This window comes from Xanthomonas sp. NCPPB 1132 (assembly GCF_056629235.1).
In genome coordinates, this window is record NZ_CM152819.1 from 3,533,618 (window position 1) to 3,558,628 (window position 25,011).

A 25,011-nucleotide genomic window follows, 5' to 3' on the forward strand; every position below is an offset into this window, starting at 1 on the left:
GGCGAGCGTTGCCGGCCCCCGGCTACGACAGCGCCCGCCGCACCGGCCAACTGCGCAAGCCCGGCAGGGTCAGCCGCGGCGCGCGACCGCCCGGGGTCCAGGCCAGCACGCCAGCAGTGCCAGCCAGCCCCACCACAGCAGGAACACCAGCCGCTGCGCCAGCGCCGGCGACAGCAACCGGTCCAGCGCGAACGCCCCCAGCGCCACCAGCAACGCCATCCCCAGCGCCAGCGCAGCCCAGCCGCGCGCGGCGGGATCGCGGCGCGCGCCCAGCCCCAGCAGGGCCGCGGCTGCCACCAGGGCCACCACCCACAGCAACCAGGCGCTGGCATGCAACTGGGTCGCGCGCGCCTCCAGGTCGGTCGGGTCCAGCGGCAGCAGCCCCATGCCGGCGAAGGCCAGGCCGGCCAACAGCAGCAGTTGCCCGCCCACCCGCAGCGACCAGGGCGCCTGGCGGCCGGCGCGGCGCAGCAGCCGCAGCGCCAGCGCCATCGCCAGGCACCCGGGCAACACGAATGCCAGCAGGTTGAACGCCCAGGCATGCGGGATGCCGCGCGCGCCGAGCAGGGCCAGCGGATGCGACCACGGCAGATAGCCGGGCAGCACCGCACCGAAGCCCAGCATCGCCACCACCGCCGCCACCGCCAGCAGCGGCCCGATCCAGAGCAGCACCCGTTCGCTCACCTCGCCCATCCGTTCCCGTCCTTTCGCGCCGGCATGGCGCCCGAAACCCGGCATTGTCGCCGCTGCGGCCACAGCCGGCATCCGTGGCGCGACGCCGCCGCCCTTGCATCGGCGCCGCCGCGCCTCCATACAGAGCGTCTTCTCGACTGCGATGACGCCGCCCATGTCCGACACGCCCCACGTTTTCGACGCCAAGACCGAGACCTTCGAAGCCGATGTATTGCAGCGCTCGCTGCAGACGCCGGTGCTGGTGGACTTCTGGGCGCCCTGGTGCGGCCCGTGCAAGACCCTGAGCCCGATCCTGGAAAAACTGGCCGCCGAGTACAACGGCGGCTTCGTCCTGGCCAAGGTCGACGTGGACCAGGAGCAGCAGATTGCGGCGGCGTTCCAGATCCGCTCGGTGCCGACGGTGTTCCTGGTCAAGGGCGGACAGTTGGTCGACGGCTTCCCCGGCGCTCTGCCCGAAGGCCAGTTGCGCGAGTTCCTGACCCAGCACGGGATCGTGCCGCTGGCGGCGCAGGAGCCGGCCGAGGACGTGCCGGCCGCGCCGCTGGATCCACAGGCCGAGGTGCAGCGCCTGCGCGAGGCGGTGGCGGCCGAGCCGGACAAGGACGAGCTGAAGCTGGATCTGGCCCTGGCCCTGGTCAAGGTCGGCGCCGCCGCCGAGGCCGAGACCCTGATCGACGCGCTGCCGGCCAACCTGGCCACCGACGAGCGCGCGGTGCGGGCGCGGGCGCGGCTGGGCTTCGTCGGCGCGCTGCAGGCCGCGCCGCCGCTGGAGACCCTGCAGGCCACGCTGGCGCAGGATCCGGCCGACCTCAAGGCGCGCTACCTGCTGGGCGTGCGCCACCTGGTCGGCGGCGACGACGCGGCCGCGCTGGAGCAGTTCCTGGAGATGCTCCGCCAGGACCGCACGTTCGAGGACGGCCTGCCGAAGAAGGCGCTGATCGACGCGTTCCGGGTGATCGAGGACGAGGACCTCGTGGGGCAGTACCGCCGCAAGATGTCCGCCCTGCTGTTCTGAGGCGGCCGCGGCACTGGCGTTGGCGGGCCACGTGCGCCGCCGACGCCGTCGCGGCGGCCGGTCAGGCGCGCCAGCGCGAAACAGGCGCCCTGCCGATGCACCATACGCAGGCGTCTGGTAGGCTCGTGTTCTCTGTTTCCGCCCCCTCCCGCACGATGAAGCCATCGCTGTTCCGCCTGGGCCTGAACCTGTGGCCGCCGTTCCTGTGCGCCGGTATCCATGTGACTGAACTGAGCGCCGACTATCGCCATGCGCGGGTCGAACTGCGCATGCGTCCGTGGAACCGCAACTACGTCGGCACCCATTTCGGCGGCAGCCTGTTCGCCATGACCGACCCGTTCTGGATGCTGCTGACCATGCAGAACCTGGGGCGCGACTACTACGTCTGGGACAAGGCCGGCAGCATCGAGTTCGTGCGCCCGGGCCGCGGCACGGTCAGCGCGCAATTCCACCTGGACCAGGCCTTGTTGGACGAACTGCGCGCCGCCACCGCCGGCGGCGACAAGCACCTGCACTGGTTCGAGACCGACGTGGTCGACGCCCAGGGCGAGGTGGTGGCGCGCGTGCGCAAGCAACTCTATGTCCGCCGCAAGCCGCCGGCACGCGACGGCGCGGCGTCCGTCTAGCCTTGCAGCGGACTCGGCGCGCGGCCTGCCACCGGCCTCGGCGCCCTGCCATCCGACAAATTTCCGACATTCCACAAAAGACAATGAGAACGATTCTTGAACTCATCATCTTTGGGGGATGACGCATGCACCATCACGCACGCGCACGGCCGACCTGGCCGCTGGCGCTCCTGTCGGCTTGCCTGCTGTTGCCGGCCAGCCACGCCGCGAAGGCCGGGGAAGGGCTGTTCACGCGTACCTACACGACCGACACCACGCCCGCCGGCACCTTCGAATTCGAGCAGGCCTTCCGCGATCGCTCGCAACGCGCCTTCGGCAGCTTCGAGGCGACCGACGCGCTGACGGAGATCGAGTACGGCTTCACCGACCGCCTGCAGGGCGCGCTTTACCTCAACGGCGTGCACATTGCCGCCAATGGCGCGCCGGACGACGACGATCCCAATGGCGGCACCGGTTTCACCCGGCACGGCAGCTATTTCCAGAGCGTCGCCGCGGAGTTCATCTACCGGGTCAAGAGCCCGTACACGGATGGCTACGGACTGGCGCTGTATGTGGAGCCGGAATACAACCTGCGCGACTACCACAACGGCTTGAAGTACGACGGCAGCTACGGTCTGGAAACCGGCCTGCTGCTGCAGAAGAACTTCTACGACGACCGTGTCGTGCTCGCCTACAACCTGTTCCTGGAGGCCGAGAAGATCCGCTTCGACGGCGAACGCGATTACAGCAGCGAGCTGGACTTCAACAACAGCGTCGGCCTGAGCTACCGCTTCCAGCAGAACTGGTCCGCCGGCCTGGAGCTGCGCAACCACAACGAGATCGGACACTTCCATGTGCACGAACACACGGTCTACTGGCTCGGCCCGGTCCTGCACTACGGCGGCAAGAAGGCCTGGTTCACCGCGGGCTGGCTGGAACAGGTCTGGGGCGACCCGAGCGGCTATCAGGACGGTGCCTATGTCGGCGACCACCTGTTCCTGCGCTCGCACGAGCGTCGCGAGATCGCGCTGAAGTTCGGCATTCCGTTCGGCGGCGGGTCCGGCGGCTGAGCCGCCGCGCCCGATCCGTGCCTGGCGGCCGCGCCCAGCACCGGCCGCCACGGCGTTCGCGCCTCGCACGCTGGCACCTGTCGGGTCCTCCCATGTCGCATCGCCTCATCGCCCTGCCCCTCGTCGCGCTCATCGCCCCCGCCTACGCCACCACCTACCTGTCGGTGGAACAGGCCCAGGCGCAACTGTTCCCCGGACAGACGCTGGTCGCGCAGCCGCGCACTCTGGATGCGGCGCAGATGGCCGCCATCACCAAGGCCGCCGGGGTCTCGCCGCTGTCGCCGCAACTCAATGCCTGGCGCGCCTCCGGCGGCGGCTGGCTGATCGTCGACCGGGTGGTCGGCAAACACGAATTCATCACCTTCGCGGTGGCGCTGAACGCTGCCGGCGCGGTCACGGACGTGGAGATCCTGGATTATCGCGAGACCTACGGACAGCAGGTCCGCGAGCCCAGCTGGCGCGCCCAGTTCGTCGGCAAGCAGGCCGGCGCACCGTTGCAACTGGGCCAGGACGTGCGCAACATCTCCGGCGCCACGCTCTCGTCCAAACACGTCACCGACGGCGTACGACGGGTGCTCGCGACCTATGCGCTGGTCCTGGCGCATGGCTGAGCCGCTGCTGCGCCGCTGCAAGCCGCTGCTCGGCACCTTCGTCGAAGTATGCGTGCCGACCGCTGCCGCGGACGCCGCCAGCGCCGCCTTCGCCGACATCGCCCATGTGCATGCGCGCATGTCCTTTCACGACGAGGGCAGCGACCTCGCCGCCCTGCGCCGAGCGCGCACCGGTACCGCGGTGCTGGTGGATCCAGCCACCGTCCAGGTCCTGGCACTGGCCAAGCAACTGTTCGCACGCAGCGCCGGCCTGTTCGACGTCGCGGTCGGTGCGCGCCTGGTCGCCGCCGGCTTCCTGCCGCGGCCGTCCGGCATCGACCTGCGCCGCATGCGCGGCACCAGCGCCGACATCGAACTCCTCGGCGCCGACCGGGTCGTCTGCCATCGGCCGATGCTGATCGACCTGGGCGGCATCGCCAAGGGGTTCGCGGTCGATCGCGCCATTGATCGCCTGCTGCGCGCCGGCGTGGACACCGCCACCGTCAATGCCGGCGGCGACCTGCGCGTGATCGGCGAGACCATGGTGCAGTTGCGCAGCACCGACCATGTCCTCGGCGGCGTGCTGCGGCTGACCGATCGTGCCATGGCCAGCTCGGCCAACCTGCACATGCGCCGGCGCCACCGTGGCCGCGTCTGCACGCCGCATCTGGACAGAGACCGGGCCGCGGTCCTCGCCGACGGTGCGGTCAGTGTGGTCGCCCGCACCTGCGCGCTCGCAGACGCGATGACCAAGGTCGCGCTCGACGCGCCCGCGCTGGCCACGGCCATCCTTGCCGAACATGGCGGCTTCCTGGTCCGCCAACCCGCATCGGCGGCGGCGGCATGAGCGCGCACCTGCACAGCGCGCGGCTGGCGCGCTGGCAGCGCCGCTTGCTGCAGTGGAGCGGCGCCACGCTCTGGCTGAGCGGCGTCGCCTGGCTGCTGCTGCACTACTTCGGCAGGACCCAGGGTCTGTTCGGGCCGGAAGCGAACCCGGCCGAACCCTGGACCCTGCGCCTGCACGGTGCGGCGATCCCGGCACTGCTGCTCGGCGTGGGCAGCCTGCTGGTCGTCCACGTTGTGCGCGGCTGGGGGCAGCGCCGGCAGCGCTGGATTGGCGTGGCCCTGCTGGCGCTGCTGGGCGTGCTGGTGCTCAGCGGCTACTGCCTGTATTACGTCGGCGACGACGCCTTGCGCGCCCTGGCAAGCCTGATCCACTGGAGCGTCGGCCTCGCCGCATTGCCGCTGTTCCTGTGGCATGCCCTGCGTGCACGCCGGCGCCATCGGCGGCCGCTTGCGGCCGCCACGCCGCGCACGCCAGGCGCGCCGCAGCGATAGCCGTCGCGGCCCGCTTCCTCAATCCCACCTGCACACGGTCCCGGCACCACCTCCTCAACCGCAGCGGTGGACGCGAGGCGCCGCTACACTACGCAAATGTCGCCCGATCTCGCCGCCCCCGCTCCCCGCCCGTCCCTGCAACGGCTGTTCTTCACCGGCCTGCTGACCCTGTTGCCGATCTGGCTGACCTGGGTCGTGGTCAAGTTCGTGTTCGTGCTGCTCTCGGGCATCAGCAGCCCCTGGGTGGTGCCGCTGTCGGTGCGCATCGCCGCCTCGTTCCCGCGCGAGCTGGGCTGGGCCACTGCGCAGTGGGTGCAGAACACCATCGCCCTGATCGCCACCCTGGCGGTGATCCTGCTGGTCGGCTTCCTGAGCCGGCGCATGATCGGCCAGCGCCTGCTGCGCTGGTTCGAGGCGGTGATGCGCCGCATCCCGCTGGCCAGCGTGGTCTACGACAGCGTGCGCAAGCTGGTGGACATCCTGCAGACTCAGCCCGGCAGCACCCAGCGCGTGGTGCTGATCGACTTCCCGCACCGGGACATGAAGTCGGTGGGCCTGGTCACGCGGGTCATCAAGGAACACGGCACCGGCCGCGAGCTGGCCGCGGTGTACGTGCCGACCACGCCCAATCCGACCTCCGGCTACCTGGAAATCGTGCCGGTGGAACTGCTCACGCCCACCGACTGGAGCGTGGACCAGGCCATGAGCTTCATCATCTCCGGCGGCGCGGTGGCGCCGGAGAGCGTGCCGTTCACCCGGACCGTGGACCGCTGACGCCGATGCGCCGCGGCACGCTCGACGATCGCGCGGTCCGTCTGTTCATCGCCCTGGCGGCGTTCTTCTGCGTCAACGCCGCGCTGGCCGAGTTCATCGGGGTCAAGATCTTCGCCCTGGAAGACACCCTGGGCATCGCCCCGCTGAACTGGAACCTGTTCGGGCAGACCGGCTCGATGAACTTCACCGCCGGCACCCTGCTGTGGCCGCTGGTGTTCATCCTCACCGACACCATCAACGAGTTCTTCGGCCGCCGCGGCGTGCGCTTCATCTCCTGGTTGGCGGTGGCGCTGATCGGCTACGGCTTCCTGTTCGCCTTCGCCGCGATCGCGCTGGCCCCGGCCGGGTTCTGGGTCACCGCCGCGCAGAACCAGGGCGTGCCCGACTATCAGGCCGCGTTCGCCGCGGTGTTCGGCCAGGGCATGTGGACCATCGCCGGCTCGCTGGTCGCGTTCATGGCCGGCCAGCTGATCGACGTGGCGGTGTTCCACCGCATCCGCAGCGTGACCGGCGAGAAGCACGTGTGGCTGCGCGCCACCGGCTCCACCGCGGTCTCGCAGCTGATCGACAGCTTCGTGGTGATCTACATCGCCTTCGTGCTCGGCCCGCAGCACTGGTCGATGCAGTTGTTCCTGGCGGTGAGCACGCTGAACTACATCTGCAAGATGCTGCTGGCGGTGCTGCTGATCCCGTTGCTGTACCTGATGCGGCGCCTGATCACCGACTATCTGACCCCCGAGCGCGCCGAGCAACTGCGCGAGGAAGCCGCCGCCGACTGAACGCCGGCACACGCGCGAGCGCCCCGCACGCCCTCGCGCGCGGCCATCGTGCAGCGCCGCAGAGGCCGCTGCCGCCTGGCCCGTCGCGCCACGGCGCCCGCCCGCGACAGGGTGGTGGGCGCCCGCGGGCAGCGGCCATGGGTGGCCTCGGCGGTGCGGATCGGGCAAGCTCCCCGCTCGCTTGTCGTTGGAGCCCGCAATGCCGCCCCGCTTTTCCCGCCTGCTGTCCCTCGCCATCGCCACCGCCCTGAGCCTGTCGCTGGCGGCCCCGGCGGACGCGGCCAAGAAGAAGACCACCAAGCAGACCACCGCGCAGACCCGCGCCAAGGCGAGCAAGGCCCGCAAGGCGCGGCCAGCGCCGGCCCCGGTGGTGCTGACCAAGGCACAGCAGTTGAACAAGCTGTACGACGACTACTGGGAAGCCTCGCTCAAGCTCAACCCGCTGCAGGCCACCTTCCAGGGCGACAGCCGCTACAACGACCAGTTGCCGAACTTCCTCTCGGCCGCGTTCCGCCAGCAGTCGCACGACTTCACCGTGGAGTGGCTGGGCAAGGCCGAGGCGATCGGCAAGGACGGCCTGACCGGGCAGGACCTGCTCAGCTACGAAATCTTCGTCGGCGACGCGCGCAACGCGCTGGAGGCGGAGAAGTACCCGAGCTGGATGCAGCCGGTGAACCAGTTCTACAACGTCGGCAGCATCATGGTGATGCTCGGCTCCGGCACCGGCGCGCAGCCGTTCCACACGGTCAAGGACTACGACAACTGGTCGCGGCGCGCGGTCGGCATCCCGGCGCTGTTCGACCAGGCCATCGCCAACATGCGCGAGGGCATGAAGGCCGGCGTGGTGCAGCCGCGCGCGCTGATGGAGAAGGTGCTGCCGCAGCTGGATGCGATCATCAAGCCCACCGCCGAGGAGAGCCTGTTCTGGGGCCCGGTGCGCAACCTGCCCGCCGACATCCCCGAGGCCGAGAAGCAACGCATCACCGCCGAATACAAGCGCATGATCGAGTACCGCATCATGCCCGCCTACCGCTCGCTGCGCGGCTTCATCGCCACCGAGTACCTGCCGGCCACGCGCAGCACCGCCGGCGTCGGCGCCCTCCCCGGCGGCGATGCCTGGTACGCCTGGAACGTGCGCCAGAGCATCATCACCGACCTGACCCCGGCCCAGATCCACCAGATCGGCCTGGACGAGGTGGCGCGCATCCAGGGCCAGATCCAGGCGGTGATGAAGCAGGTGCGCTTCCGCGGCTCGATGCAGAAGTTCTTCAAGTTCATGCAGACCGACAAGCGCTTCAGCTTCAGGAGCGAGGACGAACTGCTGAGCTACTACCGCGACCTGGAGGGCCGGGTCGACGCGGCGGTGCCGCGCATGTTCTCGCTCAAGCCCAAGGCTGCGTTCGAGATCCGCCCGGTGGAACCGTACCGCGCGCAGTCGGCGGCCAGCGGCTCGTACATGCGCCCCAGCGAGGACGGCCGCCCCGGCATCTTCTACGTCAACACCTACGACCTGCCCAGCCGCAAGACCTGGGATGCGGAAGACCTGTACCTGCACGAGGCCATTCCCGGCCACCACTTCCAGCTCGGCCTGCAGCAGGAGCTGACCAACCTGCCCAAGTTCCGCCGCTTCGGCGGCGAGACCGCCTTCATCGAAGGCTGGGGCCTGTATGCCGAGTCGCTGGGCAAGGACCTGGGCCTGTACCAGGACCCGTACAACTATTTCGGCTACCTGCAGAACGAGCTGTGGCGCGCGATCCGCCTGGTGGTGGACACCGGCCTGCACAGCAAGGGCTGGACCCGCGAGCAGGTGATCGACTACATGCTGCAGAACTCGGCCACCAGCCGCACCGACGCCGAAGCCGAGGCCGAGCGCTACATGGCCATCCCCGGCCAGGCGCTGTCCTACAAGATCGGCGAGATGAAGATCCTGCAGTTGCGCGACTACGCCCGCACGCAACTGGGCGACAAGTTCGACATCCGCGAGTTCCACGCCGAAGTGCTGAAGGACGGCTCGGTGCCACTGAACGTGCTGCAGGAGAAGATCGAGCGCTGGGTGGCGAGCAAGAAGGGGTAAGCGGGGCGCCGCTTCGCTCGCGGGGCACGCGGCCTGATGCGTCGCGGGGGTTTTTGTAGGAGCGGCTTCAGCCGCGACGGGGCATTCCTGGCGAAGCCCGGTCGCGGCTGATCCCCGAAAAGGGGACAAGAGCCGCTCCTACGAAAGGCCGCATCGGCGGCGGCGCCATCGCCCTCCCGTTGCGCCCATCCCACTTGGTACGGATAGCAGGCCAGTCCATCAGGGCATTGGCCGCGCATGAACCCGTTGTGGGAGGGGCTCCCACAGTGCAATGACCGGTATGCCGAGTTGCTGCAATCGCACCGCGACGGCAGTGGGAACTGCAACGACGGTCGATTGGTTTCATCGCCGTCCCGTTGCCTCCATTCCACTCGGTGCGGATAGCAGGCCAGTTCCATCAGAGCATTGACCAGCGCACGGCCCCCTTGTGGGAGGGACTTCAGTCCCGACGCATTTCACTGCAATGCGTCGGGACTGAAGTCCCTCCCACAAGAGCCGGAGGCGGCCGACCAGCGCCGACGTTCGTTGGACCATCGCCAGCGAAGAGATCGTGCTGCGGGGTGCAAACGATCCGCCTTATCGTTATGCCGCTGCCAGACGCAGCGTCAGCTGCGCGATGTCCTGCGGCGTTGTGCGACAGCAACCGCCGATCAGGCGCGCACCGGCGGCACGCCAGGCGGTGAGGTGGTCGGCCAGGGTGCCGGCATCGGCACTGTCGGCCTGCCAGCATTTGCGGTCGGCGTCGTAGCGCTCGCCGGCATTCGGATACACCACAAGCGGCACGCGGGTCAGTGTCGCCAAGTGACGCAACGCCGCGGTAGCGAGCGACGGGACGACACAGTTGACGCCGAGCGCGACCACCTGCGGATGGCCGTCGAGCAACGCCACCACCTCGCGCAACGGCGTGCCGTCGCTGAGATGCGTCGCATCGCGCAGCGTGCAGGTGAACCAGGCGACGATCTGCGGAAATGCGTCCAACACCTCCAGCAAGGCCGCCATTTCCACCAGTGACGGCTGTGTTTCGCAGGCCAGCAGATCCACGCCCGCCTCCACCAGCGCGGCGATGCGCGGGCGGTGGAAGTCCCGCAATGCCGCCTGCGGCACCGCGTAGTCGCCACGGTACTCGGACCCGTCGGCCAGGAAGGCGCCATACGGACCCACCGAGCCGGCAACCAGCAACGGCCCCGCCTGCGGATGCCGCGCGAGATGCGCCTGCCGCGCCTGCTGCGCCAGTTCGACGCTGCGCGCGATCAAGCGCTGCGCTTGCACGAGATCGATCCCGCGTGCGGCAAACCCCTGCGGCGTGGCCTGGTAGCTGGCGGTGATCGCACACTGCGCACCGGCGGCGAAATAGTCGCGGTGCACCTGGCGGATCAGGTCCGGCTGTTCCAGCAGGATCTTCGCCGACCACAGCGGATCGCGCAGATCGCAGCCGCGCCGTTCCAGTTCGGTGGCCAACGCGCCATCGAGCACCAGGCAACGGTCCTCGGCCAGCAGCGCGGCGAGCGGGTTGTGCGGCATGGCGTAGCCTCGCAGCGACGGAATGCGCAGTGTCGCAGACCGCGGCGGCACGGTCGCGACGCTGCGCTATGCTGCCGCCATGCCATTGATCCTATTGCCGACTGCGCACGACACCACCGCCGCGCCACCTGCGTGCACTGCCACCACCCACGCCTGCTGCGCGAGGGCGCCGCGATGACGTCGCCGCTGACCCTCGACGGCCTGCACCACGTGGCGATCATCGCCTCCGACTACGCGCGCTCGAAGGACTTCTATTGCCGCCTCCTGGGCCTGCCGGTGATCGCCGAGGTCTATCGCGACGCGCGCGACTCCTGGAAGCTGGACCTGGCCTTGCCTGACGGCAGCCAGCTCGAACTGTTCTCGTTCCCGACCCCGCCGCCGCGGCCGAGCCGCCCGGAAGCCTGCGGCCTGCGCCACCTGGCGCTGCGCGTGCGCGACCTGGACGCCGCCGTCGCGCACCTGCAGGCGCACGGCGTGGCGGTCGAACCGATCCGCGTCGACGAATACACCGGCCGCCGTTTCACCTTCTTCGCCGATCCCGACGACCTGCCGCTGGAACTGTACGAGAACGGCTGAACGCCGGCCGCCGACCACGCTGAACCGCATGCCGCAGTGCGGATTCCCAGCACCATACGCTTGGGTATACAGTCGGATCAGGCCGGCATCGCGCCGGCCGCACCGGACATCCCTCGGGAGGGGAACATGCGCACGAGCTTCAAGACCCTGATGCTGGCCCTGCCGCTGAGCGCGGCGGCATTCATGGCGCACGCCGCCGACACCTCGCCGGTCGGCCGCTGGCAGACCATCGACGACGAAACCGGCAAGCCCAAGTCGATCGTGCAGATCGAACAGGCCGGCAACGGCACGCTGAGCGGCAAGGTGGTGGAGATCCTGCAATCCAACCACGGCCCCAACCCGATGTGCGACAAGTGCGACGGCGAGCGCAAGGGCAAGCCGATCAAGGGCATGACCATCCTGTGGGGCCTCAAGCCCGACGGCACCGCGGTGTGGGACGGCGGCTCGGTGCTGGACCCGGCCAAGGGCAAGACCTACAAGGCCAAGATCACCCTCACCGACGGCGGCAAGAAGCTGCAGATGCGCGGCTACATCGGCATCGAGGCGTTGGGACGGACACAGACCTGGATCAGGGAGTGACGGAAGCCGGGAATCGGGAGTGGAGAATCGGGAATCGTAAAGCACGGCATCCGCCGGCCTGAGACCACCCCACTCCGACAAGGCGCCTGCAAAGGCGCCTTTTTCGTAGGCCATCGGGTCGCGAGTGGCCGCTCTTGCGATTCCCCATTCCCGATTCCCCACTCCCAGCTCCATGCAATAATCCCCGGCCCCCAGAAACGCCGGCCGCCATGACCACCGCCCTCGTCACCACCGCCCTGCCCTATGCCAACGGACCGCTGCATCTGGGGCATCTGGTCGGCTACATCCAGGCCGACATCTGGGTGCGCGCGCGGCGGTTGCGTGGCGACCGCACCTGGTTCGTGTGCGCCGACGACACCCACGGCACGCCGATCATGCTGGCCGCGGAGAAGGCCGGGGTCACCCCGGAAGACTTCATCGCCGCCATCCAGGCCAGCCACGAGCGCGATTTCGCCGCGTTCGGCGTGGCCTTCGACCATTACGACTCGACCAACTCGGACGCCAATCGCGCCCTGACCGAGGCGTTCTACGCCAGGCTCGATGCCGGCGGCCACATCGCGCGGCGCTCGGTGGCGCAGTTCTACGACCCGGCCAAGGGCATGTTCCTGCCCGACCGCTACATCAAGGGCATCTGCCCGAACTGCGGCAGCGCCGACCAGTACGGCGACAACTGCGAGGTCTGCGGCGCCACGTATGCGCCGACCGAGCTGAAGGAGCCCAAGTCGGTGATCTCCGGCGCCACGCCGGAACTGCGCGATTCGGAGCACTTCTTCTTCGAGGTCGGCCGCTTCGACGGCTTCCTGCGCGATTGGCTGGCCGGCGACGTCGCCCTGCCCGGGGTCAAGGCCAAGCTGATGGAGTGGCTGGACAGCGAAGGCGGCCTGCGCGCCTGGGACATCTCCCGCGACGCGCCCTACTTCGGCTTCCAGATCCCCGGCCAGCCGGGCAAGTACTTCTACGTGTGGCTGGACGCGCCGATCGGCTACCTGAGCAGCTTCCAGACCCTGTGCGCGAGCCTGGGCGAAGCCTTCGAGCCGCACCTGGCCGCCTGCACCGCCACCGAACTGCACCACTTCATCGGCAAGGACATCGTCAACTTTCACGGCCTGTTCTGGCCGGCAGTGCTGCACGGCACCGGCCACCGCGCGCCGACCCGGCTGCACGTCAACGGCTACCTGACCGTCGACGGCGCCAAGATGTCCAAGTCGCGCGGCACCTTCGTGATGGCCCGCACCTACCTGGACGTGGGCCTGGAGCCGGAAGCGCTGCGCTACTACTTCGCGGCCAAGTCCTCCGGCGGCGTCGACGACCTCGACCTGAACCTGGGCGACTTCGTGGCGCGGGTCAATGCGGACCTGGTCGGCAAGTTCGTCAACCTGGCCAGCCGCTGCGCCGGCTTCATCGACAAGCGCTTCGGCGGCACGCTCGCCGACGCGCTGCCGGATGCGGCGCAGTACACGCGCTTCGTCGCCGCGCTGGCGCCGATCCGCGAGGCCTACGAGCGCAACGACCCGGCCAGCGCGATCCGCCAGACCATGGCCCTGGCCGACGAGGCCAACAAGTACATCGACGAACACAAGCCCTGGGTGCTGGCCAAGCAGGACGGCGCCGAAGCGCAACTGCAGGCGGTGTGCACGCAGGGCCTGAACCTGTTCCGGGTACTGGCCGCCGCGCTCAAGCCGGTGCTGCCGCGCACCTGCGCCGAGGCCGAGGCCTTCCTGTCGGCCCCGCTCACCGCCTGGGACGACCTCGACGCCCCGCTGCTGGCGCACACCATCCAGCCCTACGTCCCCCTGTTCACCCGTCTCGACCCAAAGCTGCTCGACGCCATGACCGACGCCTCCAAGGACACCCTCGCCCCCGCTCCCGCCGCAGCCAAGCCGGCGCCGGCCAAGACCGAAACGAAGGTCGCTGCGAATCCCCAATCACCAATCCCCAATCCCGGCCACATCGGCATCGACGACTTCGCCAAGCTCGATCTGCGCATCGGCAAGGTGCTGGCCTGCGAGTTCGTCGAAGGGTCGGACAAGCTGCTGCGCTTCGAACTGGACGCCGGCGAGCTGGGCAAGCGGCAGATCTTCTCCGGCATCCGCGGCAGTTACGGCGAGCCGGAAAAGCTGGTCGGCCGCAACGTGGTATTCATCGCCAACCTCGCCCCGCGCAAGATGCGCTTCGGCCTCAGCGAAGGCATGATCCTGTCGGCCGGCTTCGACGGCGGCGCCCTGGCCCTGCTCGACGCCGACAGCGGCGCGCAGCCGGGCATGCCGGTGCGTTGACGGCCGGGATTGGGGAGTCGGGATTGGGGATTGGTTGAGCACACCTCGGCCCAGTCGAGCCCATGCGCTGCTGTTGCGAATCCCTAATCCCCAATGCCGAATCCCAGCTCCCTCGCCCTTTTCGACTTCGACCACACGGTCACCACCGCCGATACCTATTCGGGGTTCCTGCGGCGGGTGGCCACGCCGGCGCAACAGGCGCAGGCGCGCTGGACGGTCGGGCCCTGGCTGGCCGGCTATCGGCTGGGGCTGGTGTCGGCGGCGGCGTTGCGCACGCGGGTCACCCACCTGGTGTTCGCCGGACGCGACGCAGACGAGATCGCCCGCGAAGCCGAGCGCTATGCGCACGAGGCGCTGCCGCCGCTGCTGCGGCCGGACATGCTGCAGCGGATCGCCTGGCATCAGGCGCAGGGACACAGCGTGGCGGTGGTGTCCGGTTCGCTGGACCTGTATCTGCACCCCTGGTGCAAGCAGCATGCGCTGCACCTGATCTGCAATCGCCTGGAAGTGCAGGACGGGCGCCTGACCGGCCGCTATCGCCACGGCGACTGCGGGCCGCGCAAGGCCGCCCTGATCCGCATGCAGTACGACCTGAACGCCTATCCGCGCATCTACGCCTACGGCGACAGCCGCGAGGACCGGCCGATGCTGGCGCTGGCGCACGAGCGCTGGTACCGCGGGCGCCGGATCGCCTGAATCGATGACGCCGCGCCAGACACCGCCGCCCCTGCCGTCCGCTGCGCAGCGCGCGGCCGCCTCCGCGGCACGCAGCGACGCCGCGGCGACGCCACCGCGCGACCGCAGCGCGGTCGTCGCCTTGTCGATCGTGGCGCTGGCGCTCCTGCTCGGCATCGGATTCGCCGTCAGCGCGTGGGGGTGGCGCATGTACCCCGCGGCGCGCAGCGACGACGCCTGGGTGGCGACGCCGGCGTCGCGCGCCGGGGGCGCCAGGCCCGGCGCGCCGGCCGCCGTCTCCACGCATGCGCCCACGGACGACGCGACCGTGGTGATCGTCCGGTTCCGCGAGGACGTGCTGCCGGCGATCCGGGTCGGCCAGACCGCGCAGGTGCGCCTGGCCGGCGATGCGGAGAGCGCCTGGGTCGGCCACGTCCAGGCGATCGGCGCCGACACGGACGCGGCGCTCGACAGCGCCGCGCAGGCCGGCAACCATGTCCAGCGCGTGCAGCGGCAGCCGGTGCGGATCGTGCTGGACCGTGCCCAGGACGCGCCCGCCACGCCGGCGCCGGGCACCGCGGTCCAGGTCGTGATCAACACCTACAGCGCGCGCTAGGCTCGGGCCGCAGCGGACGCCGCGCTACACTGTGCCGGCTCGCCACGCTGGCGTTTCCGCTTTTTCGCCTCTGCTCCACGCCGAGCGCCGCCGCGCGCCGCCTCCGCCATGACGCCCACCCACGACGCCCTGCTCGAACGTCTCGATCGCCTGCTGCCGCAGACCCAATGCGGCCAGTGCGGGTTCGACGGCTGTCGCCCCTATGCCGAGGCGATGGCCGCCGGCACGGCGCAGGTGGACCGCTGCCCGCCCGGCGGCGACGCCGGCGCGCGCGCCCTGGCGCGGGTGCTCGGGGTCCCCGTCCTGCCCTACGACCGCAGCCGCGGCACGCACACGCCGCCGCAGGTGGCGTGGGTGGTCGAGGCCGACTGCATCGGCTGCACCAAGTGCATCCAGGCCTGCCCGGTGGACGCCATCGTCGGCGGCGCCAAGCACATGCACACGGTGCTGGCACCCTTGTGCACCGGCTGCGCACTGTGCCTGCCGGCCTGCCCGGTGGACTGCATCGTCCTGCGCTGAGACGCCCGCGCCACGCGGCCGCCACCGCGGGCGCATCCGGATCGGCGCCGGCCGCGTATGTCCTGGTGTCATCCCACCGGAGCGCCGTGCATGCCGACGTCGACCGCCGCCTTCCCGTTCACCCGACCGCACCTGCCGCTGGCGCTGGTGCTGAGTACCGCCGCGCTCGTCGCCGCGGCACCGGCCAGGGCGATGCTGCACTACGAGGGCATCGCCTATGCCGCCGACAGCAAGCAGGTGCTGTACCGCGAAAGCCATTGGGTCCGCGACGATGGCGCGCGCGTGGTGCTGTACCAGTGCGCCGATGGCAGCGCATTCGCACGCAAGCGCGTGGACGACGGCAGCGCCGCGCCGGACTTCGAACTGATCGATGCGCGCAGCGGCTACCGCGAGGGCGTGCGCCGCAGCGGCGGTGGGCGCGAGATGTTCAGCCAGGCCAAGGGCCAGGCCGAGCGGCGTGCGCCACTGCCCAAGCCCGAGCAGGCGCAGGTGATCGACGCCGGTTTCGACGCCTACCTGCGCCAGCGCTGGGACAGCCTGGGCAGCGGCGCGCCGCAGCGCATCGCCTTCGTGCTGCCCAGTGAACTGCGCACGCTCGACTTCCGCATCACGCCCGGCCCGGCCGATGCCGAGGTGCAGCGCTACACCCTGAGCCTGGCCGCCTGGTACGGCACGCTACTGCCCGACCTCAGCGTCGCCTATGCACGCCAGGACCGGCGCCTGCTGGAGTTCCGCGGCGTCGGCAACATCCGCGACGCGCGCGGCCGCTACCCGACCGTGCGCATCGAATTCCCCGAACGCCTGCGCGGCCAGGCCGATGCCGGCGCCTGGGAGCAGGCGCTGCAGCAACCGTTGGTCGCGCAATGCAGCGCGCGCTGAGCCGCACCGCCAGCGCATTCACGCCGGCCATCGCCGCACCCGCTACAACCATGCCTGCGCATCGCCCGCGCATCGACGAGGACACCTCATGGCCAAGGCCTACCTGTGGTTCAACGCTGCGCTGTACGCGCTCCTGGCCGTCTGGTGCACGCTGCTGCCGGCGCAGACCGCCGCGGCGGTGGGCTATGTCGGCCTTGACCGCTCCGGCCAGTCCGAATACCTGGTCATCTACGGCGGCCTGCAATTGGGCATGGCCTTCCTGTTCGGCTACTTCGCCCGCACCGGGCAACTGCGCACCGGCCTGCTCCTGGCGCTGGCGTTCTACGTGCCCATCGTGCTCTACCGCAGCGCCAGCCTGCTGCGGCTGTGGCCGGTGGGCCCGACCACGACCGGCCTGGCCGCGTTCGAGATCGTCCTGCTGCTCGCCGCGCTCATCCTGTGGCGGCGCCAGCGCGCCTGAGCGACGGCCGCGGCGAAAGCCTGTAGCATCGCGCCGACCTTCGCCACCGTCTCCCGGCATGACCGAGTCGCCCGATCACGACGAAGCAGGACAATTGCTGGTCGCCACCGCCGCCGGCGACAGCGCTGCGTTCGAACGCCTGTACCGCACCACCGCCTCGCGCCTGTTCGGCGTGTGCCTGCGCATCGTGCCGCAGCGCGGCGAAGCCGAGGACGTACTGCAGGAAGTGTTCTCCTCGGTCTGGCGCAAGGCCGCGCAGTTCGACCCGCAGCGCGCGCGCGGCCTGACCTGGCTGACCATGATCGCCCGCAACAAGGCCATCGACCATCTGCGCGCACGCGCCCCGGCGCGGCAGTCGGTGGCGCTGGACGACGCCGGTGAACTGCAGGACGAAGGCCGCGATCCGCTCGCCGACACCGAGTGGCGGGTCGCCGGCCGGCGCCTGGACGTGTGCATGGGCGAACTGGAGCCGCCGCGCGGCGAACTGATCCGCACCGCGTTCTTCGAGGGCATCACCTACGAGGAACTGGCCCACCGCAGCGGCACGCCGCTGGGCACGGTCAAGAGCTGGATCCGCCGCGGCCTGGCCAAACTGAAAGCGTGCCTGGAACGATGAACGCCTCCGTGCCCGATCCGCAGGAAACCCCGCCGCCGCGCGACGTGCTGGCCGGCGAATACGTGCTCGGCGTGCTCGACGCGCAGGAGCGCCGCGCCGCCGAAGCGCGCATCGACAGCGACCGCGCCTTCGCCGAGGCGGTGCTGCAGTGGCAGCAGCACCTGATGCCGCTGGCCGACGAGATCGCGCCGGTGGAGGTGCCCGAGCGCGTGTGGGTGCGTATCCGCGCCTCGCTGGGCCTGGATGCGCCGGCGCCGCGCGCGCGGCCGGCTGCGCCTGGGTTCTGGGACAGCGTGCGGACCTGGCGCTGGCTCAGCGCCGGCGGCTTCGCCACCGCCACCGCCTGCCTGCTGGCGCTGCTGCTGGCGCGTGCGCCGGTGCCGCCGCCGGCCGCGCAGCCGCCACCGGTCGCCACCACCACGCCCAAGCCCAGCGGCATCGCGATGACCTCCACGCTGATGCAGGACGACGGCAAGCCCGGCTACGTGGCGCTGATGGACGCCGACAAGCGCAGCATCACCCTCACCCCGCTGGGCGGCACCCACGACAGCGCGCGCGTGCCCGAGCTGTGGCTGATCCCGGCCGACGGCAAGGCGCGCTCGATGGGCGTGTTCGATGAGGCCAAGGCGCGCGTGGCGCGCATCCCCGATGCGCTGATGCCCATGCTCAGCGACGGCGCGGTGCTGGCAGTGACCATGGAACCGCCCGGCGGCGCGCCCGGCGGCGTGGCCACCGGCCCGGTCGTGGCCAAGGGCGGCATCAGCACGCTGCAACTCGCACCGTAGACAACCCCTTCTTCCATAGGGAGAAGGGGCCCCGAAGGGGCGGATGAGGGTACGGGCGAAGCCTCGTGGGCCTGATTCCGTAAGGCGCTTCGCGCCGTACCCTCACCCCAACCCCTCTCCCGATGGGAGAGGGGCAATACGCCTTAGCACGCTGCAACTCGCACCGTAGACAACCCTTCTCTCACCGGGACCATGGACTCCCTTCTCCCGTCGGGAGAAGGTGCCCCGAAGGGGCGGATGAGGGTACGGGCGAAGCCTCGTGGAGCGTCCGGTAGCGCAAGTTGGATGCGCGAGGCGCTTCGCGCCGCACCCTCACCCCACCCCCTCTCCCGATGGGAGAGGGGCAATACGCCTTAGCACGCTGCAACTCGCACCGTAGACAACCCTTCTCTCACCGGGACCATGGACTCCCTTCTCCCGTCGGGAGAAGGTGCCCCGAAGGGGCGGATGAGGGTAAGGGCGAAGCCTCGTAGAGCGTCCGGTGGCGCAAGTTGGATGCGCGAGGGCTTCGCGCCGTACCCTCACCCCAACCCCTCTCCCGGTGGGAGAGGGGCAGCTCCAGGCGCCTTGCGCGCCCCAGGCAGTCCGTGCCGTGCTCATCTGCAAGAACCCGGCGCGCATTCACCTGCCAACTACTCGTGCGCAGGCAACATCGCCGCCGCCGTCGCGCATCCGCGCGACAGCCAGATCTTCCGATTTCGCGCGACGCCTGCGCTGCACCGTCGTGGCCGCGATGCCACGCCCGCAGCCGTGCAGGGGAAATGCGACTTGGGTGCATCCGTCTTCCGGTTTCACCCGTATCGCTCCCCAAGTCCCCCAATGAGACGCGCTTGTGCCGAGTCCCGTTCCGGAACCCAGCTCCTCCCCATCGCCGCCTGCGCCGCGTGGCCGCATCCTGCGCACCTTGCGCCGCTGGTTCGACACCAGTGCCGAGATCGAACTGGATCCGGCGCGCGCCGACCGCATCGACTGGCTGCGCGCCGCGCCCTACATCGGCCTGCATCTGGCGTGCCTGGGCGTGTTCTGGGTCGGCGTGTCGTGGTTCGCCGTGGGCATGGCGGTGGCGATGTACGCGATACGCATGTTCGCGCTCACCGGCTTCTACCACCGCTATTTCGCCCACCGCGCGTTCAAGACCTCGCGCCCGGTGCAGTTCCTGTTCGCCGCGATCGGCGCCACCTGCGTGCAGCGCGGGCCGCTGTGGTGGGCCGCGCACCATCGCAACCATCATCGCCACACCGACACCCCGGCCGATCCGCATTCGCCGCGCCAGCACGGCTTCTGGTGGAGCCATAGCGGCTGGTTCCTGACCCCGCGCGGCTTCCGCACCGACTGGGAGGCGATCCCGGACCTGCGCCGCTTCCCCGAACTGCGCTTCCTCGACCGCTTCGACCTGCTGCTGCCGGTGCTGCTGGCGCTGGCGCTGTTCCTGCTCGGCGGGTGGCTGCAGCGGCACGTGCCGCAGCTCGGCACCGATGGCCCGCAGTTGCTGGTGTGGGGCTTCTTCGTCTCCACCGTGGCGCTGTTCCATGCCACCTTCACCATCAACTCGCTGGCGCATCGCTTCGGCAGCCGCCGCTTCGACACCCGCGACGATAGCCGCAACAACCTGTGGCTAGCGCTGCTGACCTTCGGCGAAGGCTGGCACAACAACCACCATTTCTTCCCCGGCGCCGCGCGCCAGGGCTTCCGCTGGTGGGAGCTGGACCTGACCTGGTACGGACTGAAGGCGCTGTCGTGGACACGCGTGATCCGCGAGCTCAAGCCGGTGCCGGCCGGGCTGGTGCGCGCACAGGCGCGTGCCCGATGAGCCGGATCGCGGTGGTGGGCTCGGGGATCGCCGGCCTTGGCGCAGCGTGGCTGCTGTCGCAGCGCCACGAGGTGACGCTGTACGAGGCGGCCGACTATCTCGGCGGCCATACCCATACCCATGCGATCGAACTGGACGGCGCGGAATACGCGGTGGACAGCGGCTTCATCGTGTTCAATCCGGAGCACTACCCGCTGCTGAGCGCGTTGTTCGCGCGGCTGGGAGTCGAGTCGCAGCCGACCACGATGAGTTTTTCGGTGCACGAGGAACGCACCGGACTGGAGTACAACGCCGGCACGCTCGACGGGCTGTTCTGCCAGCGCCGCAACCTGCTGTCACCGCGCTTCTGGCGCATGCTGCGCGACCTGCGGCGGTTCTACCGCGAGGCGCCGCAGGTGCTGCACGACGCCTCCCTGGCGCAGCTCACCCTCGGCGAATTCCTGCAGCGCCACGGCTACTCCCAGGTGTTCCGCGACGCGCACCTGGTACCGATGGCCTCGGCGCTGTGGTCCTCGCCGTCGCGGCAGATCCTCGACTTCCCGATGCGTCAGCTGATCGGCTTCATGGCCAACCACCACATGCTGCAGGTCAGCGGCCGTCCGCAATGGCGGGTGGTGCGCGGCGGCTCCAACAGCTACGTGCGCGCGCTGCGCAGCCGCTGGCGGGTGCGCGAGCGGCTGGGCACGCCGGTGCACGCCATACAGCGCACCGCGCACGGCAGTGTCGCCATCGCTTGCGATGCCGACACCCAGCAATACGACCATGCGGTGCTGGCCTGTCATGCCGACGACGCGCTGCGCCTGCTCACCGATCCCAGCGACGCCGAGACCGCGATCCTCGGCGCGATCGGCTACCAGGACAACGAGACCGTGCTGCACACCGACGCGCGCGTGCTGCCGCGCGACCGACGTGCCTGGGCCGCCTGGAACGCGCACGTGCCGGCCGATCCGGACGCGCCGTGTACGGTCAGCTACTGGATGAACGCACTGCAGTCGCTGCAGTCGCCGCAGCCGTTCATCGTCAGCCTCAACCGCAGCGATGCGATCGATCCGGCCAAGGTGCTGCGGCGCATGCGCTACCGGCATCCGCTGCAAACTGAGGCATCGGTGGCGGCGCAGGCGCGCAAGAACGAGATCCAGGGCCAGCGCAACACCTGGTTCGCCGGCGCCGGCTGGGGCTTCGGCTTCCACGAGGACGGCCTGCGCAGCGCGATCGACGTGGCCGCCGCGCTGGGGGTACCCTGGTCATGACCCTGATGCGCCGTGCTGCCGTGTCCGCCCCGCCGGCTGGCGCCGTCTCGACAACGTCGGCGGCGGCGGGCACGACCTTGCACGGCCTGCACAGCGCGGTGTACACCGGCTGGGTGCGGCATCGCCGCTACGCACCCAAGGCGCTGGCGTTCCGCTATCCGCTGTTCCTGCTGTACCTGGACCTGGACGAACTGGAGCAGGTGTTCGCGCGGCGCTGGCTGTGGTCGGTGAACCGGCGCAACCTGGCCGAGTTCCGCCGCAGCGATTACCTCGGCGACCCCGCACAGCCGCTGGACGAAGCGGTGCGCGACCGCGTGCAGCAGCACACCGGCGAACGCCCGCTCGGCCCGGTGCGCATGCTCACCCACCTGCGCTACTTCGGCCATTGCTTCAATCCGGTCACGTTCTACTACTGCCACGACGCGCAGCAGCGCCTGCACAGCATCGTCGCCGAGATCACCAACACGCCGTGGCGGCAGCGCCACGCCTACGTGCTGCCGATGGCCGAGGCGCGCAGCCATGGCGCCACCCACGCCTGGCGCTTAGCCAAGCGCTTCCATGTGTCGCCGTTCATGGCGATGGCGCACACCTATGCCTGGCGCTTCAGCGAACCCGGTGCGCACCTGCGCGTGCACATGGACGTGCTCGATCCTGCGCCCGCAACCGTGCGGCGGCGCTTCGACGCCACCCTCGTCCTGCAGCGCCGCACGCTCGACGGCGCCAGCCTGGCGCAGGCATTGCTGCGCTATCCGGCGATGACCCTGCAGGTCATGGCCAAGATCCACTGGCAGGCCCTGCGGCTGTGGCTGCGCGGCAACCCGGTGCACGACCACCCCGACCACTCCCTTCCGCGAGAACGCCGATGAACGCTCCGCACGCGCCCTCTTCCGCCGCCGCGCTGACCCCGGCCGCACCGCCGTTACGCGGGCTCGACCGCCTGTTGCGCAAGCGCCTGCTCGCCACGCTCGATGGCCTGCACGACGGCCAGCTGCGCATCGAGGAAGCCGGCACGCTGACCACGCTGGGCGATGCCGGCGCCGGTGCCGACGCGCTGCAGGCGCATCTGCGCATCCACGATCCGCGCTTCTACCGCCAGGCCGCGCTCAACGGCAGCGTCGGCGTCGGCGAGGCGTACATGGATGGGCTGTGGGACTGCGACGACCTGGTCGCGCTGGTGCGCCTGCTGGTGCGCAACCGCGACCGCCTGGACGCGATGGAGACCGGCCTGGCCCGGCTTGGCGGCCTGGCGATGCGCGGCCTGCACGCGTTCGCGCGCAACACCCGTGCCGGCAGCCGCCGCAACATCGCCGCGCACTACGACCTGGGCAACCAGCTGTTCGAGCTGTTCCTGGATCGCAACCTGATGTACTCCTCGGCGATCTTCCGCGATACCGATGCCGCATTGGGCGAAGCGGCGCTGGAACGCGCCGCCGAGCGCAAGCTGCAGCGCATCTGCGCCAAACTCGATCTGCAGCCGCATCATCATCTTGTGGAGATCGGCACCGGCTGGGGCGGCTTCTCGCTGCACGCGGCCAAGCACCATGGCTGCCGCGTCACCACCACCACCATCTCGCGCGAGCAGTACGAACTGGCCCGGCAGCGCATCGCCGCCGCCGGGCTGTCGGACCGGGTCGAGGTGTTGCTGCGCGACTACCGCGATCTGGATGGCCGCTACGACCGCCTGGTCTCGATCGAGATGATCGAGGCGATCGGCCACCAGTACCTGGACACCTACTTCGGCAAGGTCGGCAGCCTGCTCAAGGACGATGGCCAGGCGCTGATCCAGGCCATCACCATCGAGGATCACCGCTACGCGCAGGCGCTCAAGTCGGTGGACTTCATCAAGCGCCACATCTTCCCGGGCAGCTTCATTCCCTCGGTGGCGGCGATGACCGGTGCGATCGGCCGCGCCAGCGACCTGCGCCTGTTCAACCTGGAAGACATCGGCCCCAGCTACGCGCTGACCCTGCGCGCCTGGCGCGAGCGCTTCTTGGCCAGGCTGCCGCAGGTGCGCGCGCTCGGTTACGACGAACGCTTCATCCGCATGTGGGAGTTCTACCTGGCCTACTGCGAAGGCGGCTTCCTGGAACGCTCGATCGGCGACGTGCACCTGTGGCTGAGCAAGCCGCGCGCGCGGCCGGCGCAGTTCGCCCCGGCACTGGCGGGCGACGCATGAGCAACCTGGTCAACTACCTGGCCCTGCAGGGGCTGTGGCTGGCCGCGGTGGTCGGCGCCGCGCACGGACTGGCCTGGGCAGGCCCGGCGGCGCTGGCGCTGTTCGCGCTGTACCAGTTGCAGCCGCGCCGTCGTGCCCGCGGCGACGCCACGCTGATCGCCCTGGCGCTGCCGCTCGGTGCCGGTGTGGATGCCGCCATGCGCGCCGGCGACTGGGTGCGCTACGCCGCCGCGCCGCCGGCGCCGTGGCCGCCGCTGTGGATCCTGGCGCTGTGGGCCGGCTTCGCGCTGACCTTCCAGCATTCGCTGGCCTGGGTGATGCGCCATCCCTGGCGTGCGGCGCTGTTCGGCGCTACCGCCGGCCCGCTGGGCTATGTGCTGGCCGCGCGCGGCTGGCAGGCAGTGACGCTGGTTGAGCCATTGCCGCAGGCGCTGCTGGCGCTGGCCGTCGGCTGGGCCGCGGCGCTGACCTTGCTTAGCCTGGCGACACGCCGCCTGATGGTCGCCACGCCGGCGCTGCCGGCCACCGGAGCGGCGCGATGAACGCCTGGCCGCTGCTGCATGTGGGCATCTTCACCGTGCTGGTCATGCTCGCCGGCTGGGCCTGGCAGCGGCATACCCGCAACGCCGGCGTGGTCGACGTGCTGTGGTCGGCATGCATGGCGCTGACTGCGGTGTACTGCGCCTGGCGCGCCGACGGCGCATTGCTGCCGCGGGTACTGACCGCCGCACTGGGCGGGCTGTGGGGCGCGCGCCTGGCCTGGCACCTGGGCGTGCGCGTGTTCGGCGATGCGCACGAGGACGGCCGCTATCGCGCCCTGCGCGAGCACTGGCACGGCGACCAGCGCAAGTTCCTGGCGTTCTTCCTCGGCCAGGCGCTGGTGGTGCTGGCGTTCGCGGTGCCGCTGTCGGTGGCCGCGCACAATCCGCAGCCGCAGTGGAGCGTGTGGACCACCCTGGCAGTGGCGACCTGGCTGGTCGCGGTGGGCGGGGAAAGCCTGGCCGACCGGCAACTGGCCGCGTTCCGCGCCGACCCGGCGAACAAGGGCAAGACCTGCCGCCAAGGCCTGTGGCGTTACTCGCGGCATCCGAACTACTTCTTCGAATTCGTGCACTGGTTCGCCTACGTGTTCCTGGCAGTGGGCAGCGGCGCGCTGTGGGTCGGCGTGGCCGCGCTCGGGCCGCTGCTGATGTTCGCCTTCCTGTACCGCGTCACCGGCATTCCCTACACCGAACAGCAGGCCCTGCGCTCGCGCGGCCGCGACTACGCCGACTACCAGCGCAGCACCAGCGCCTTCTTCCCCATGCCGCCGCGGCACTGAGCCGCGCCAGGAGA

Annotated in this window: 27 protein-coding genes; 25 read left to right on the forward strand and 2 right to left on the reverse strand. The window is 70.2% G+C overall.

Going from position 1 to position 25,011, the window contains the following annotated elements:
- Window positions 1-69 precede the first annotated feature (69 nt).
- Complete coding sequence (locus AC1G9L_RS15035) at window positions 70-693, reverse strand: DUF998 domain-containing protein (RefSeq protein WP_481069416.1); 624 nt, start codon at window positions 691-693, stop codon at window positions 70-72.
- A 154-nt stretch (window positions 694-847) separates the two neighbouring features.
- Here AC1G9L_RS15035 and trxA point away from each other — a divergent pair, with 154 nt between their 5' ends.
- The 9 genes from trxA (at window position 848) to AC1G9L_RS15080 (ending at window position 8,938) form a co-directional block, all read left to right on the forward strand.
- The gene (gene trxA, locus AC1G9L_RS15040) at window positions 848-1,708 is read left to right on the forward strand and encodes a thioredoxin (protein WP_343229407.1); all 861 of its coding nucleotides are present in this window, start codon (window positions 848-850) and stop codon (window positions 1,706-1,708) included.
- 155 nt (window positions 1,709-1,863) lie between these two features.
- On the forward strand, window positions 1,864-2,334 hold the full coding sequence (locus AC1G9L_RS15045; protein WP_019802363.1) for a DUF4442 domain-containing protein: 471 nt from the start codon (window positions 1,864-1,866) through the stop codon (window positions 2,332-2,334).
- A 125-nt stretch (window positions 2,335-2,459) separates the two neighbouring features.
- Window positions 2,460-3,383 carry a DUF6662 family protein gene (locus tag AC1G9L_RS15050; RefSeq protein WP_019802364.1) on the forward strand — a complete coding sequence of 308 codons (924 nt, stop codon included), beginning with the start codon at window positions 2,460-2,462 and terminating at the stop codon, window positions 3,381-3,383.
- A gap of 92 nt (window positions 3,384-3,475) precedes the next feature.
- The gene (locus AC1G9L_RS15055; RefSeq protein ID WP_019802365.1) at window positions 3,476-3,994 is read left to right on the forward strand and encodes an FMN-binding protein; all 519 of its coding nucleotides are present in this window, start codon (window positions 3,476-3,478) and stop codon (window positions 3,992-3,994) included.
- Window positions 3,987-4,820, forward strand: coding sequence for an FAD:protein FMN transferase (locus AC1G9L_RS15060; RefSeq protein ID WP_481069417.1), 834 nt, complete (start codon window positions 3,987-3,989; stop codon window positions 4,818-4,820). The genes AC1G9L_RS15055 and AC1G9L_RS15060 overlap by 8 nt, the downstream gene beginning before the upstream one ends.
- Window positions 4,817-5,311: a hypothetical protein gene (locus AC1G9L_RS15065; RefSeq protein WP_481069418.1), complete on the forward strand. Its 495-nt coding sequence runs from the start codon at window positions 4,817-4,819 to the stop codon at window positions 5,309-5,311. Before AC1G9L_RS15060 ends, AC1G9L_RS15065 begins: the two co-directional genes overlap by 4 nt.
- Window positions 5,312-5,407: 96 nt before the next feature.
- Window positions 5,408-6,085, forward strand: a complete 678-nt coding sequence (locus AC1G9L_RS15070; RefSeq protein ID WP_019800973.1) for a DUF502 domain-containing protein — start codon at window positions 5,408-5,410, stop codon at window positions 6,083-6,085.
- A 5-nt stretch (window positions 6,086-6,090) separates the two neighbouring features.
- Window positions 6,091-6,864: a queuosine precursor transporter gene (locus AC1G9L_RS15075; RefSeq protein ID WP_019800974.1), complete on the forward strand. Its 774-nt coding sequence runs from the start codon at window positions 6,091-6,093 to the stop codon at window positions 6,862-6,864.
- 199 nt (window positions 6,865-7,063) lie between these two features.
- Window positions 7,064-8,938, forward strand: coding sequence for a DUF885 family protein (locus AC1G9L_RS15080; protein ID WP_019799561.1), 1,875 nt, complete (start codon window positions 7,064-7,066; stop codon window positions 8,936-8,938).
- Window positions 8,939-9,520: 582 nt separating this feature from the next.
- On the opposite strand, the gene mmuM is transcribed toward AC1G9L_RS15080, so the two are convergent.
- Window positions 9,521-10,459, reverse strand: coding sequence for a homocysteine S-methyltransferase (gene mmuM, locus AC1G9L_RS15085; RefSeq protein WP_019799560.1), 939 nt, complete (start codon window positions 10,457-10,459; stop codon window positions 9,521-9,523).
- A gap of 186 nt (window positions 10,460-10,645) precedes the next feature.
- Between mmuM and gloA2 the strand changes: the two genes are divergently transcribed.
- The 16 genes from gloA2 to AC1G9L_RS15165 all read left to right on the forward strand — a co-directional run bounded on the left by gloA2 (window position 10,646) and on the right by AC1G9L_RS15165 (window position 24,997).
- Window positions 10,646-11,035: an SMU1112c/YaeR family gloxylase I-like metalloprotein gene (gene gloA2 / locus AC1G9L_RS15090; RefSeq protein WP_481071149.1), complete on the forward strand. Its 390-nt coding sequence runs from the start codon at window positions 10,646-10,648 to the stop codon at window positions 11,033-11,035.
- A gap of 126 nt (window positions 11,036-11,161) precedes the next feature.
- Window positions 11,162-11,614, forward strand: a complete 453-nt coding sequence (locus AC1G9L_RS15095) for a DUF2147 domain-containing protein (protein WP_010342365.1) — start codon at window positions 11,162-11,164, stop codon at window positions 11,612-11,614.
- A gap of 209 nt (window positions 11,615-11,823) precedes the next feature.
- Window positions 11,824-13,890, forward strand: coding sequence for a methionine--tRNA ligase (gene metG / locus AC1G9L_RS15100; protein WP_019799558.1), 2,067 nt, complete (start codon window positions 11,824-11,826; stop codon window positions 13,888-13,890).
- A 93-nt stretch (window positions 13,891-13,983) separates the two neighbouring features.
- A complete protein-coding gene (locus AC1G9L_RS15105; RefSeq protein ID WP_481069419.1) occupies window positions 13,984-14,586 on the forward strand; it encodes an HAD family hydrolase in 603 nt (200 codons plus the stop codon).
- 4 nt (window positions 14,587-14,590) lie between these two features.
- The gene (locus tag AC1G9L_RS15110) at window positions 14,591-15,181 is read left to right on the forward strand and encodes a hypothetical protein (protein ID WP_481069420.1); all 591 of its coding nucleotides are present in this window, start codon (window positions 14,591-14,593) and stop codon (window positions 15,179-15,181) included.
- A gap of 108 nt (window positions 15,182-15,289) precedes the next feature.
- Window positions 15,290-15,700, forward strand: coding sequence for an Rnf electron transport complex subunit RnfB (gene rnfB, locus AC1G9L_RS15115; RefSeq protein ID WP_081481952.1), 411 nt, complete (start codon window positions 15,290-15,292; stop codon window positions 15,698-15,700).
- Between the two features lie 90 nt (window positions 15,701-15,790).
- The gene (locus AC1G9L_RS15120) at window positions 15,791-16,579 is read left to right on the forward strand and encodes a hypothetical protein (protein WP_019801200.1); all 789 of its coding nucleotides are present in this window, start codon (window positions 15,791-15,793) and stop codon (window positions 16,577-16,579) included.
- 88 nt (window positions 16,580-16,667) lie between these two features.
- Complete coding sequence (locus AC1G9L_RS15125) at window positions 16,668-17,039, forward strand: hypothetical protein (RefSeq protein ID WP_019801199.1); 372 nt, start codon at window positions 16,668-16,670, stop codon at window positions 17,037-17,039.
- A gap of 58 nt (window positions 17,040-17,097) precedes the next feature.
- Entirely contained in the window at window positions 17,098-17,655 is a 558-nt protein-coding gene (locus AC1G9L_RS15130; RefSeq protein WP_019801198.1) for a sigma-70 family RNA polymerase sigma factor, read from the forward strand.
- Complete coding sequence (locus AC1G9L_RS15135; RefSeq protein ID WP_481069421.1) at window positions 17,652-18,440, forward strand: anti-sigma factor; 789 nt, start codon at window positions 17,652-17,654, stop codon at window positions 18,438-18,440. Before AC1G9L_RS15130 ends, AC1G9L_RS15135 begins: the two co-directional genes overlap by 4 nt.
- An 832-nt stretch (window positions 18,441-19,272) precedes the next feature.
- Complete coding sequence (locus AC1G9L_RS15140; protein ID WP_481069422.1) at window positions 19,273-20,250, forward strand: acyl-CoA desaturase; 978 nt, start codon at window positions 19,273-19,275, stop codon at window positions 20,248-20,250.
- A complete protein-coding gene (locus AC1G9L_RS15145; RefSeq protein ID WP_019802343.1) occupies window positions 20,247-21,500 on the forward strand; it encodes an FAD-dependent oxidoreductase in 1,254 nt (417 codons plus the stop codon). The genes AC1G9L_RS15140 and AC1G9L_RS15145 overlap by 4 nt, the downstream gene beginning before the upstream one ends.
- Window positions 21,497-22,366, forward strand: a complete 870-nt coding sequence (locus AC1G9L_RS15150; RefSeq protein ID WP_019802344.1) for a DUF1365 family protein — start codon at window positions 21,497-21,499, stop codon at window positions 22,364-22,366. The genes AC1G9L_RS15145 and AC1G9L_RS15150 overlap by 4 nt, the downstream gene beginning before the upstream one ends.
- Entirely contained in the window at window positions 22,363-23,676 is a 1,314-nt protein-coding gene (locus tag AC1G9L_RS15155) for a class I SAM-dependent methyltransferase (RefSeq protein WP_019802345.1), read from the forward strand. The genes AC1G9L_RS15150 and AC1G9L_RS15155 overlap by 4 nt, the downstream gene beginning before the upstream one ends.
- Window positions 23,673-24,218, forward strand: a complete 546-nt coding sequence (locus AC1G9L_RS15160) for a DUF2878 domain-containing protein (RefSeq protein ID WP_481069423.1) — start codon at window positions 23,673-23,675, stop codon at window positions 24,216-24,218. The genes AC1G9L_RS15155 and AC1G9L_RS15160 overlap by 4 nt, the downstream gene beginning before the upstream one ends.
- Entirely contained in the window at window positions 24,215-24,997 is a 783-nt protein-coding gene (locus AC1G9L_RS15165) for a DUF1295 domain-containing protein (RefSeq protein WP_481069424.1), read from the forward strand. The genes AC1G9L_RS15160 and AC1G9L_RS15165 overlap by 4 nt, the downstream gene beginning before the upstream one ends.
- Window positions 24,998-25,011: the final 14 nt, after the last annotated feature.